General features: G+C 39.9%; 10 protein-coding genes. 7 read left to right on the top strand and 3 right to left on the bottom strand.

What is annotated here, in order from left to right; translation table 11 throughout:
- Positions 1–148 precede the first annotated feature (148 nt).
- A complete protein-coding gene (locus AWW72_RS09940) occupies positions 149–1294 on the top strand; it encodes an OmpW/AlkL family protein (RefSeq protein ID WP_062847213.1) in 1146 nt (381 codons plus the stop codon).
- A 153-nt stretch (positions 1295–1447) separates the two neighbouring features.
- A complete protein-coding gene (locus AWW72_RS09935; protein WP_502686078.1) occupies positions 1448–2668 on the top strand; it encodes an MFS transporter in 1221 nt (406 codons plus the stop codon).
- Positions 2669–2997: 329 nt separating this feature from the next.
- On the opposite strand, the gene AWW72_RS09930 is transcribed toward AWW72_RS09935, so the two are convergent.
- Positions 2998–4179, bottom strand: a complete 1182-nt coding sequence (locus AWW72_RS09930; protein WP_004773630.1) for a trypsin-like peptidase domain-containing protein — start codon at positions 4177–4179, stop codon at positions 2998–3000.
- A 188-nt stretch (positions 4180–4367) separates the two neighbouring features.
- Between AWW72_RS09930 and AWW72_RS09925 the strand changes: the two genes are divergently transcribed.
- The 3 genes from AWW72_RS09925 (at position 4368) to sodB (ending at position 6930) form a co-directional block, all read left to right on the top strand.
- Positions 4368–5126: a Nif3-like dinuclear metal center hexameric protein gene (locus AWW72_RS09925; protein ID WP_062847211.1), complete on the top strand. Its 759-nt coding sequence runs from the start codon at positions 4368–4370 to the stop codon at positions 5124–5126.
- Positions 5127–5452: 326 nt separating this feature from the next.
- Positions 5453–6076, top strand: a complete 624-nt coding sequence (locus AWW72_RS09920) for a superoxide dismutase (RefSeq protein ID WP_062847210.1) — start codon at positions 5453–5455, stop codon at positions 6074–6076.
- Between the two features lie 227 nt (positions 6077–6303).
- Entirely contained in the window at positions 6304–6930 is a 627-nt protein-coding gene (gene sodB, locus AWW72_RS09915) for a superoxide dismutase SodB (RefSeq protein ID WP_004670542.1), read from the top strand.
- 297 nt (positions 6931–7227) lie between these two features.
- On the opposite strand, the gene AWW72_RS09910 is transcribed toward sodB, so the two are convergent.
- Positions 7228–8832, bottom strand: a complete 1605-nt coding sequence (locus AWW72_RS09910) for an isocitrate lyase (protein ID WP_004773636.1) — start codon at positions 8830–8832, stop codon at positions 7228–7230.
- Between the two features lie 530 nt (positions 8833–9362).
- Between AWW72_RS09910 and AWW72_RS09905 the strand changes: the two genes are divergently transcribed.
- Positions 9363–10352 (top strand): LysR family transcriptional regulator, encoded by a 990-nt coding sequence (locus tag AWW72_RS09905; RefSeq protein ID WP_004773639.1) that lies wholly within the window; start codon positions 9363–9365, stop codon positions 10350–10352.
- A 143-nt stretch (positions 10353–10495) separates the two neighbouring features.
- On the top strand, positions 10496–11824 hold the full coding sequence (gene paeA, locus AWW72_RS09900) for a polyamine export protein PaeA (protein ID WP_004773640.1): 1329 nt from the start codon (positions 10496–10498) through the stop codon (positions 11822–11824).
- A gap of 39 nt (positions 11825–11863) precedes the next feature.
- Here paeA and AWW72_RS09895 read toward each other — a convergent pair whose 3' ends face one another.
- Positions 11864–12127: a ribosomal protein L7/L12 gene (locus tag AWW72_RS09895; RefSeq protein WP_004773642.1), complete on the bottom strand. Its 264-nt coding sequence runs from the start codon at positions 12125–12127 to the stop codon at positions 11864–11866.
- Positions 12128–12177 lie beyond the last annotated feature (50 nt).

Here is a 12177-nt window from a genome sequence, read left to right as displayed (position 1 = left end):
CATAATTCCTTCATTAATTTATTTAAATTAAACAAAAAATTTCACAAGCATAACAATTATTTATTTTAACTAAACAAAGCAGTTTTAAAAAAGAGTTATCGTGGGCGCAAGAAAAATCCTTACAAACTTTAGGACATGGAGTCCCGAGATGATGAAGAAGTCATTTGCTTGCCTGCTTACAGGCTTATGTGCCCTACCAACAATTACTTTCGCAAACTCACCTTATTTTAGTTTAAAAGATGGTGATGGGTTTAAACGTTTTTCGGTTTCCGCTGGTTGGCTGCACGCCATGCCACAAGGAAATGGTAATCCAATTAATATCAATACTAGTGTAGCTGAAGGAACAAAATCTAAAGTTGGTGATATCACCGTGGACTCAGTTCTGGGTGCCATAGATCAATCCACTGCCGATGGTAAGACCAAACACGATAAGCTAGAGGGTTTAGTCAACAATATAATCACAAAACCGATTATCACCCATGAAGGTTCTGATGGAAAAAGATATTTAAACGGTGAGGTTGCTGGTGAAGCGACTATTAATGGCCTATCTAATTGGCAAGCCCAAGGAACGGGATTAACCGCCGATAATGTTGATACGCTAGGCATAATGGCAAATTATTTCTTTACCGATAATATTTCACTTGAAGTTAAAGCAGGCATCCCGCCAAAAGTTGATATCAAAGGCGAAGGACAAATTTACGCGCCTTTAACGGGTACAGATACACCAGGGAAAGTTGCGGGAATCATTGATGCTGGATTAATTATTGGAGGTGATTTACCTCTTAAAAAAGATATTCCTATTACCAATCTATCACAAAGTAAAAAAGCTGCTTCAGCAACTGCATGGTTACCCGCTGCAGAAATTCATTATCAATTTGGTAAATCAGGCGTTAATAAATTTAGACCTTACATTGGTGTAGGGGTTATGTATGCTCATTTCACCCATTTAAAACTCGATGGAAATGTGAGCAATGATCTAGTTGCTGCTGGTCATATGATCCAGAACGTACTCGACAACAAAGCAGGCGCTGCACTTGATGGCAAGACCTCCTCAGCCAACCCTAAAATTAAAGTTGAAGCTGATGATGCATGGGCACCAATGGCGACTCTAGGCGCGACTTATGATTTTAATCCAAACTGGTTTGCTGTAGGTTCTGTCACGTATGCACCAATGAGTAGCGATGCAAAAATCACTATTTCAGACTCCAATACAGGCAAAGAGTTGATCCGTGCCAATACCAAAATTGATATCGATCCATTAATCACCTATGTCGGTGTCGGCTATCGATTCTAAAAGTCTTCGCTCATAAAAAAGCAGCATCCGCTGCTTTTTTTATTTTCTGAAATTTTTTAAAGGGAAACAAGCTGTTCAAACAAATAGAACTCTAATCGCTTTTTAGAATCGAAATATAAACAGAAGTATTTTAAAATACTTTTCACTTATTCCATGATCATAACAACAATGTCAAACCAACAATTTTCGAAACAGTTGATTTATATGTTGATCGGAAGTGCACTGATCCTTGCACTTTCTCTCGGCGTACGTCATGGCTTTGGCTTATACCTTGTCCCAATGAGTGATGCATTTGGCTGGGGACATCATATTTTTAGTTTTGCCATCGCCTTACAAAATTTAATTTGGGGTGCGGCACAACCCTTCACAGGCGCAATTGCAGATAAATATGGCACCAAGAAAGTGGTTGCAGCAGGTGGTTTACTCTATGCCATCGGCTTGATCATGATGGCATTTAGCTCGACAGGATTGTTGCTTAATCTCAGCTTGGGGCTTGTGATTGGATTAGCCTTATCGGCAACCTCATTTACCGTGCTGCTTTCAGCCGTTGGTCGTGCGGCCCCGCCAGAAAAACGCAGTATGGTGATGGGGATTGCCAGTGCGGCAGGGTCATTCGGTCAATTTATCATGTTGCCATCAACCTTGCTGTTACTTAAAAGCATTGGCTGGTCCTCCGCACTCCTCGTCAGTGCATTCGCGATTGCATTCATTGTTCCTTTGGCATGGTTATTAAAATCCCCTACTTCAACAGCACCGAAAGCACTGAATCAACCCAGTCTCGGCTTTAAACAGGTTTTAGAAATTGCCAGCAAGCACAAACCTTTTTGGTGGTTATCCTTAGGTTTTCTGGTTTGTGGTTTCCAAGTGGTATTTCTAGGTGTGCATTTACCGGGTTATTTGATCGATCATGGCTTTGATGCCACTACAGGCACTATATTCTTGGCACTAGTGGGTCTATTTAATATTGTTGGGACCTATGGAGCTGGCTGGTTAGGCGATCGTTATTCAAAACCTAAACTGCTGATGTTACTGTACGGGCTACGTGGTATCGCGATCATTGCCTTCCTGTTATTACCACTCAGTGTATTTACCGTTTATAGCTTTGGGATCATCATGGGATTGTTATGGCTTTCAACCGTGCCATTAACCAATGGTATTGTTGCCAATATGTTTGGAGTAAAATACTTATCAATGTTGAGCGGCATTGTGTTTTTTACCCATCAAATCGGTTCATTCTTTGGTGGCTGGTTAGGTGGTATCAATCATGATCTCGCAGGCAACTACAATATGATCTGGCTTGCCTGTTTGCTGTTAAGTGCTTTTGGTGTAGTGATTCATCTTTTCGTGAATGAAGAGGCTGTTATTCATGACTAATATTGAACGAAACTTTAAAATTCTACTGATTGGATGTGTGCTTTGTTTAATCAGTTTTTCAATCTTGATCTGGTTTCAAACACCTGATCTGTTTGAATATTTCAATCAAGCCTTCTGTGCACACTAAACAAGTATGTCAGTGTTTTACACTTGTCATCTAATGATCAAAAAATTGTCATAAAAAGATAAAAATTGAATGGTTTAATGAAAAATAAAAAACCTACAAAACGCAAAAAGCTTGCTGACCTCATCGTCAGCAAGCTTTTTTATTGTACCTACAAAAAGGGCCGCTTTAAGCGACCCTGATTGGATAGAAACCATCAATTTTATTACTGATGTTTCGGCAACGGAATATATTGAGATTGTGCATTTTGCTGGACTTTACGCTCGCCCACTTTCACCTGTAAGGTTTGCTGCTTCCCTTCACGCTCAACAACCACATCGATCAAGCTTCCTGGGTCTTGTAGAGCCACATAGTTGATTAAATGTGAAGCGGAAGAAATCTGCTCGTTATTGACTTGAATAATCTTGTCACCACGTTTAATTCCAGCTACATCTGATGGCCCTTCACGCAATACATCAGCAACTGTGACACCAATCGGTTTAGCAGCCAAGACATCTTCATCAAGATTATTTGGAATTAAACTAATGCCTAACCAGCCACGCACTACACGACCATCTTTCAGGATTGAATTAAGGACTTGCTGACAAACCTTCGCAGGAATCGCAAAACCAATCCCCAATGAACCTCCAGACTGAGAGAAGATTGCTGTATTAACACCAATCAGATTCCCCGCCACATCAATCAATGCACCACCAGAGTTACCTGGATTAATTGCTGCATCGGTTTGAATAAAGTCTTCATAGGTATTGATCCCCAAGTCAGAACGCCCCGTCGCTGAGATAATCCCTTGGGTGACGGTTTGACCAACACCAAATGGATTACCAATCGCGAGCACCACATCACCCACTTCGTTACCACTCAATTTAAACGGTAAAACTGGCAATTTATCTAACTCGATCTTGATCACAGCCAAATCCGTATCAGGATCTGTACCAATCACTTTCGCTTCAGCACGGCGACCATCATGCAGCGCCACCACAATATGTTCAGCCTGAGCAATCACGTGATTATTGGTGAGGATATAACCATCAGCACGTACAATCACCCCAGAACCCAGACTGTTTTCATTTTGAGGCTGTTGCGGCACTTGATTGCCAAAGAACTCGCGAAATACAGGATCATTCAATAATGGATGATTCATCTGTTTTACTTTCTGCGTGGTAAAAATATTCACCACGGCAGGCGCAGCCACTTTGACCGCAGCACTATAGGAAACCACCCCACCTGCACGTGATGTATCAATGAGAGGCTCAACCTTTTCTGCGGGCATTTTTACCCCATCAGCCGCAACAGTTGGTTTCGGTTGATGTGATTTCTGCCAAGCCAGAAAACTAAATATAACAAGAATGAGTAATACCCAAGGTAACCATGTAAATGCACGGCGCACGTCTATTATCCTCTAGGCGAAATTATGTTATGAACGTAATTTATTGAAGAACTGGAAGTTTCCACTATTGTAAAGTAAATTGCTTAAAATCAATGCAAAAGTTAAAAAAGTTTTGTCTAGCTTTAGTTACATTTAAAAATATGTTTTTATTGAGGTCTATAAAAGCTGTTAATCATTTGAGGAATCGCATGGCAAATTTGCATGATATTGTGCACTGGTGTAATCAAACTTTAAAAGCAAATGAGTTTAAAGACTATGCACCAAATGGCTTACAAATTGAAGGCAAAGCCGAGGTCAATAAAATTTTATGTGCTGTGACCGCTTCTGAAGATGCAATTGATGCAGCCATTGCTCAACAGGCAGATGCCTTACTGGTTCATCACGGCTATTTCTGGAAAGGCGAACCCTACCCGATTACAGGCATGCGTGGCAATCGCATTAAAAAACTGATTCAAAATAATATTTCTTTGATTGCCTATCATCTGCCTTTAGACGCGCATCCAAGCTTGGGCAATAACGCAGCGATTGCTGATCTCATCGGTTTGCAAAATCTTGAAGCACTGGATACATCGGAAAAACATCCAATTGGCAATATTGCTTATCTAGACAATGCATTGAGCCCTGAGCAATTCAAGGCAAAATTACAGGCTATTTTTGATTTTGACATTATTCATCTGCCAACTGATAAAACGATGATCCAAAAAGTAGGCTTTTGCACAGGCGCAGCTCAGGATTTTATTAGCAAAGCAGCGCAAGAAAATTGCGATGCCTATATTTCTGGTGAAGTCAGTGAACGTACTTTCTATGAAGCCAAAGAATTAGGTGTTCACTATTTTGCTTGTGGTCATCATGCGACTGAACGTTATGGTGTGCAGCGTTTAGCACAAGCAATTGCAACGCAGTTTGCCATTGAATCTGAGTATTTTGAACTCAACAATCCGATCTAAACTTTCTCAAGTTTATGCAATTGAGTGAGACTCTTTTCATTCAATTGCATTTCGCCAATTCTCAAGTACCAAGCACATCAATTATCTGCTGATCACAAATCCCTATACATCCTACAGCCAGATTTTAAAGCGTAAATAGGTACACGCTTTACACCATTTACTCACCCCCCCTATCCAACCTATAAATAAAATTTATTTTTAATCCATTTTCACCGATAAAAAAGTAGCCAATAAATGTATTGATTATCATTTGCATTTAAACAAATAATAAAAGCGCTTTAATCCATCGTTATAAAACTACATTGATTACAAAAGGAATCAAACACATGGCCTATTCTTTACCTGCACTTCCTTATGCTTATGATGCACTCGAGCCCAATATTGATACCAAGACAATGGAAATTCATCATAGTAAACACCATCAGACCTATATCAATAATATTAATGGCGCAATTGAAGGCACAGAATGGGAAAAACTTTCAGTGGAAGAACTGGTTGCCAAAGTCAATGAAGTTCCTGCTGAGCTTAAAAACATGGTCATCAATAATGCTGGCGGACATGCCAATCACTCACTGTTTTGGACGGTCATGAGCCCACAAGGTGGCGGAGCACCTACAGGTGATATTGCGGAAGCGATTGATCAGCAACTCGGTGGCTTTGATGCATTCAAGGATGCCTTTACCAAAGCGGCGATTAGCCGTTTCGGAAGTGGTTGGGCATGGTTGAGTGTGACGCCTGAAGGTAAAATTGTAGTAGAAAGCAGCGCCAATCAGGACTCTCCACTAATGCATGGTCATACCCCTATTTTAGGACTGGACGTATGGGAACATGCTTATTATCTAAAATATCAAAACCGTCGCCCTGAATATATTGCTGCATTTTATAACGTCGTGGATTGGAAGGAGGTCAATCGCCGCTACCATGAGGCATTAAAAGCAATAAAAAATTGATTTTAAATAATAAAGTTAAAAATTTATTCTTGATCAAGGTAGATTAGAGTCATCAAAAAAATAAACTTAAAGATCCATTGGCTCTAATTCTATCTTGTGTATGGTATATGTCTCAGATGGAAATTTTTTGCATATTTTGTGTATTAAAAGACTGCCCTATTGCATGCAGAATCATTTACAATAAAAGCACTTAATGTAAAACCCAGCAAATTTGCAAGGAATGAAACATGACAACCATTACTTTACCTGCACTTCCATATGGCTATGATGATCTAGCGCCACATATCACTCGCGAAACTTTAGAATACCATCACGACAAACACCACAATACTTATGTTGTTAACTTAAACAACTTAATCAAAGGTACTGACCTTGAAGGCAAAACTTTAGAAGAAATCATCAAAGCTTCTGCTGGTGATGCATCTAAAGCAGGTATCTTCAACAATGCTGCTCAAGTATGGAACCACACGTTCTACTGGAACAGCATGAAGCCAAACGGTGGTGGTAAACCTACAGGCGCGATTGCAGCGAAAATCGAAGAAGCTTTTGGTAGCTACGAAAAATTTGCAGAAGAATTCACTGCTGCTGCAACAACTCAATTCGGTTCAGGTTGGGCTTGGTTAGTTGCTGACGAAGTAAACGGTAAATTATCTATTACTAAAACTGCCAATGCAGACACCCCACTTGCTCACGGTCAAATCGCTGTATTGACAATCGACGTTTGGGAGCATGCTTACTACATCGACTTCCGTAACTTACGTCCAAAATACATCGCGACTTTCTTAGAAAGCTTAGTAAACTGGGACTATGCAAATGCTAAACTTGCAGGTCAACCAGCAGGTGTTGAGAAATAAGTTTTTATTTCTTCAATAAAAAAAACTGCTCTTGATGAGCAGTTTTTTTATATCTATATTTTTCAACAGTTCGCCCCTTTCTATCATTCTTTTAGCATCCATTTCTCTAATAAATAAAAACCTCGCTCACCTATCTTTATTCATTTTTCAAATACAACACTTCTGCTCATTTATAATCATAAAAAACTGTTTCTCACCCTTCCTAAATCAAAGATTTATTTTGAACCATGCATTCTTTAAACCTTTAAACAATAAAAAACCCTGCTTTCGCAGGGTCTTTTTGAATCAGTTCAGTGCTTAGTGAGCAGCGAATTGGTTCATTGTGTTTTTAGCATCATCATGTGCTTTAAGTGCGTTGTCACCAGAGAAGATTTCTTTGTGATCATCACCGATGTCAGAACCCGCCATTGCTTGGTGTTTAACACAAGCGATACCGCCACGGATTTCTTTACGTTGTACGCCAGCAACATAAGCCAACATACCTTCAGTACCGAAGTAACCTTGTGCAAGCTCATGCGTAGAAAGAGCAGCAGTGTGGTAAGTCGGAAGTGTGATCAAGTGATGGAACACACCCGCTTCACGAGAAGCGTCTGCTTGGAAAGTACGGATCTTAGCATCAGCATCAGCAGCTAATTCAGTATTGTCATACTCAGCGCTCATTAATTTAGCACGGTCGTAAGCAGAAACGTCTTTACCTTCAGCAACCCAACGATCGTAAGCTTGTTGACGGAAGTTTAAAGTCCAGTTGAATGATGGGCTGTTGTTATAAACAAGCTTCGCATTTGGAACTGTTTCACGTACACGGTTAACCATGTGAGCGATTTCTTCTACGTTTGGAGTCGCAGTTTCGATCCAAAGAAGATCAGCACCATTTTGAAGGCTAGATACACAGTCAAGTACAACACGGTCAATTTGAGTGTCGGGACGGAACTGATATAAGCCAGAAGCTAAACGCTTAGGACGATGTAATTTACCATCACGCTTGATCAGGATTTCATCTTCTTGAGCATCAGCGATGTCAATTTCAGTTGTGTCTAAGTAGCTGATATATTGAGAAGCGATGTCGCCTGGCTCTTTAACCACTGGGATTTTTTGAGTCAAGTCAGCGCCTTCAGAGTCAGTACGCGCAACGATGATACCGTCATCAAGACCCATTTCTAAGAATGCATAACGTAATGCATGGATTTTAGCGATGAAGTCTTCGTGTGGAACAGTTACTTTACCAGCTTGGTGACCACATTGTTTTGCGTCAGATACTTGGTTTTCGATTTGAAGTGCACATGCACCAGCTTCGATCATTTTCTTAGCAAGTAAGTAAGTCGCTTCTTCGTTACCGAAACCAGCGTCGATGTCAGCAATAATTGGCACAACGTGAGTTTCAAAGTTGTCGATTTGAGCAGTGATTTCAGCTGCTTTAGCAGTATCGCCTGCTTCTTGTGCTTTTTTAAGTGCACGGAATAAATCGTTTAATTCTTTTGCATCAGCTTGACGTAAGAAAGTGTAGATTTCTTCGATCAAAGCAGGAACAGATGTTTTTTCATGCATTGATTGGTCAGGAAGTGGACCAAATTCTGAACGAAGTGCAGCAACCATCCAACCAGAAAGGTAGATATAGCGACGTTCAGTTGTACCGAAGTATTTTTTGTTCGCAATCATTTTTTGTTGTGCGATGAAACCGTGCCAGCAACCTAATGATTGAGTATATTTGCTAGAATCGGCATCATAAGCAGCCATATCACGACGCATAATCGCAGCTGTGTATTTAGCAATGTCTAAACCAGTTTTGAAACGGTTTTGTAGTTGCATACGAGCAGCATCTTCAGGACTAATATCTGCCCAAGTATTGCCAAATTTTGCTTTTAATTCGCGGATTGCATCAATCGCTGTTTGATATGTAGTCATGATCTATTCCTTTGAGGATTGGCATCGAACGGGGGCTAAAAATCCTGATTTTATTTAGTCTAGATTTCAAGCGCCTCATCAACATGAATCAAAGCTTAGTCTTTGGCAAGCGATTTATCCAATATTCTGGCTTAATCTTCGGTATTTTCTTAGAAAATGTATGTATAGGCTTTTATCAAAATCTTCAAAAATACAAAATAAATCATTGTTTTTAATTAATTTTCAAGATACACAAAAATGTGTAAAAAGCCTATTTCAGGCCATTTTTCTAGACTGATCAGTTCAAAAAATACGGAAAAACAGACGTTCAAATCGTAAAAAGATATAAATTTCTACCCTGTTTTATGCCTGCTCCAAACAAGTAATTGAGCTAAAATCAACCAATCTGAATTTAATAAATTAACTGGATGTGCCAAGTTCCATGACACACCTTATGGCTGTTGCTTTTATGTAGGATTAAGTTACACAAAAGGCTTTAGATATGTCATAATTCAACACAATTTAAGGATTTTATTTTCGGTATTTTTTTTATGAATCTGGAGCGGGTCGATCTTAATTTATTAATTTATCTTGACGTACTTCTTCGTGAAAAAAATGTCACACGCGCCGCAGAGCAACTCGGTGTTACCCAGCCTGCGATGAGTAATATTTTACGTCGTTTACGTAACTTATTTAATGATCCCCTACTGATTCGCTCTTCTGAAGGCATGACGCCTACTGAACGTGCATTGGAATTACAACCTCGTATTCGCGATGCGCTGTCAGATCTTTCCATGATTTTAGAGCCGCGTACCGAATTCCGTCCTTATACCAGTACTCGCGTGTTTCGTATCATGACTTCGGATTATGCCGAAGCAACATTAGTGCCTCGCCTTGTCAAGGCGTTGCGTTCGGAAGCGCCAAATGTAGTACTGGATTTCTTAACGCCAAGTGACGTGTCCTATCGAGACATGGAGCAAGGTAAAGTTGATCTCGCCATTAACCGCTTCAATGAAATTCCACAAAGTTTCCATCAGGTTCTGGTCTGGCGCGATAGCTTTAGCTGTATCTTAAATGACAAACACCCTGCTGTAACTCACTTAAACCTGAAAAGCTATTTAGATGCACAGCATATCTGGGTCTCAAAAACAGGAATGGGTGTGGGCTTCGGGGTGAATCCAGATAAACAGGCAGGTCTTGGCTGGATTGATCAGGCTTTAGAACGTATTGGTCAACGCCGTAAAATTTCAGTGTTTACCCGTCACTATCAAATGCCAGCGTTGTTAGCACAAAATGTAGATTTAATTGCGACCTTGCCAACACGTATGGCACGTTTGCAAACACAAAATCCAAAACTGGTTATAAAGGATCCTCCATTTTATATTCCTGAATTTGAATTAAAAATGGCTTGGTGTCCTTTACTGCATCATCATCCTGCACATCGTTGGTTAAGACAGCTTATCCTGTTTGTTGCACGACAGATGATTGAGGAAGAGAATCGTGAATTTCTCTTAAATAACTCACAGTTTTCACAATACTAAAATATTGCTCTATAATAATATTTAATTCCCTATGGATATGCTTGTTTCTTAAGCGAAATTGTTATAACGAGGTAATGATTTGATTACCTCTGTTCTTTTTTGTGTTACAACATATTCATAATAATATGCAACACAGGTGATGTGTGAGTCTCTTCCAAAATATTATTGTTATCGCCCTGCTTATTTCAGCAGCAGGCTTTTTATCACTCACAGAAATTGCTCTCGCTGGCGCTAGAAAAGTTAAATTAAAAATTTTGGCCGAATCTGGCGAAACCCGCGCACAAAAAGTTTTAGATCTACAAGAACAATCAGCTGACTTCTTCGCAGCCTCGCAAATTGGTTTAAATGCAGTTGCAATCCTAGGTGGTATTCTCGGTGAAGCAGCCTTCCGGCCTTTCTTCGTTGACCTGATTGTACGGGTTTATTCAGGCCCTTGGTTAGAGACGATTGGTTTTGCCCTTTCCTTCACCATGGTCACTTCTCTATTCATTTTATTTGCCGATCTTATGCCAAAACGTCTGGCAATGATTGCGCCAGAAAAAATTGCCATTAGCGTGATCGAGCCGATTCAGATTTTTATTAAAATCTGCAAGCCGTTGGCATGGGGCATCAATGCGATTGCCAATCTGTTATTCCGCTTATTCAAGGTCAATACCATTCGTGACGACAATATTACCTTTGATGATATTTCAGCAGTCATGGATGCAGGTGCACAAGCTGGGGTTTTACAAAAGCAAGAACATCATTTTATTGAAAACGTGTTTGAACTCGAAGAACGTACTGTTCCTTCAAGTATGACCACGCGTGAAAATGTGGTGTTTTTTACCCTAACAGAACCTGAAGATAGTATTCGTCAAAAACTGGGTGAATATCCTTATTCAAAATTTCTAGTTTGTAATGAACATATTGATCAGGTGATCGGCTATGTAGACGCCAAAGATATTCTGGTCCGTATTCTCAATAAACAGTCTTTTACGCAACTAAATGAATCAACCATTCGTAATGTGTTAATGATTCCAGATACCTTAACTTTGTCAGAATTGCTAGACCGCTTCCGCTCAACCAAAGAGAAATTTGCGGTCGTCATTAATGAATATGCCTTGGTTGTTGGTGTGATTACTCTGAGTGATATCATGATCACAGTCATGGGTGACTGGGTCACTCCAATGGATGAAGAACAGCAGATTATTAAACGCGACAATCATTCTTGGTTGATTGATGGCGGCACACCAATTGAAGACGTCAAACATGTTCTGGAAATTGAAGAGTTTCCTGAAAATGAGAATTACGAAACTATTGCTGGCTTTATTATGTATCGCCTACGTAAGATTCCGCGTCCTGCTGATGCCGTAGAATATGCTGGATTCAAGTTTGAAGTGGTCGATATTGACCATTATAAAATTGACCAATTACTTGTTACACAAGTTTTACCAAGTCAGGAAAATGAGTCTCTCACCACTTCCGAAGACTAAGCAAAGATCAAAAATAAAAGCCCGATTTACGGGCTTTATTTATTTCATTACAAACCAAATCAGAACAGCCAATATCACAATAATAAAGACAATAACCTTTATTCCACCACGACTTTTCTGCGCCAACTGCTCCTGCACATGGGCCTGTTCTTGTGGGTGTTCTTGCAAATACTGATCGATTAAATCTTTTGATTCCTTTAAACCCAATCCTGTTTGCTCACGTGTAATCTTGATGGCATCAATCAACTGCCCTTCACGTAATACATTTAATGCTTCAGGTGGAATACGAGGAAATGAACTCATAAACTAACAATCCTTGTTATGTTTGACGATGAGCAGAACGGGCTACTATC

The sequence above is a fragment of the Acinetobacter sp. NRRL B-65365 genome, assembly GCF_001605865.1.
Classification (GTDB): domain Bacteria; phylum Pseudomonadota; class Gammaproteobacteria; order Pseudomonadales; family Moraxellaceae; genus Acinetobacter; species Acinetobacter vivianii.
The sequence above is the reverse complement of the archived record's forward strand: the minus strand, read 5'-3'. Positions and strand labels throughout refer to the sequence as shown.

Bases quoted from the DNA above. Each gene is read 5' to 3' on its own strand.
- AWW72_RS09940 (WP_062847213.1), top strand. From the start codon at position 149: ATGATGAAGAAGTCATTTGCTTGCCTGCTTACAGGCTTATGTGCCCTA.
- AWW72_RS09935 (WP_502686078.1), top strand. From the start codon at position 1,448: ATGATCATAACAACAATGTCAAACCAACAATTTTCGAAACAGTTGATT.
- AWW72_RS09925 (WP_062847211.1), top strand. From the start codon at position 4,368: ATGGCAAATTTGCATGATATTGTGCACTGGTGTAATCAAACTTTAAAA.
- AWW72_RS09920 (WP_062847210.1), top strand. From the start codon at position 5,453: ATGGCCTATTCTTTACCTGCACTTCCTTATGCTTATGATGCACTCGAG.
- sodB (WP_004670542.1), top strand. From the start codon at position 6,304: ATGACAACCATTACTTTACCTGCACTTCCATATGGCTATGATGATCTA.
- AWW72_RS09910 (WP_004773636.1), bottom strand. From the start codon at position 8,832: ATGACTACATATCAAACAGCGATTGATGCAATCCGCGAATTAAAAGCA.
- AWW72_RS09905 (WP_004773639.1), top strand. From the start codon at position 9,363: ATGAATCTGGAGCGGGTCGATCTTAATTTATTAATTTATCTTGACGTA.
- AWW72_RS09895 (WP_004773642.1), bottom strand. From the start codon at position 12,127: ATGAGTTCATTTCCTCGTATTCCACCTGAAGCATTAAATGTATTACGT.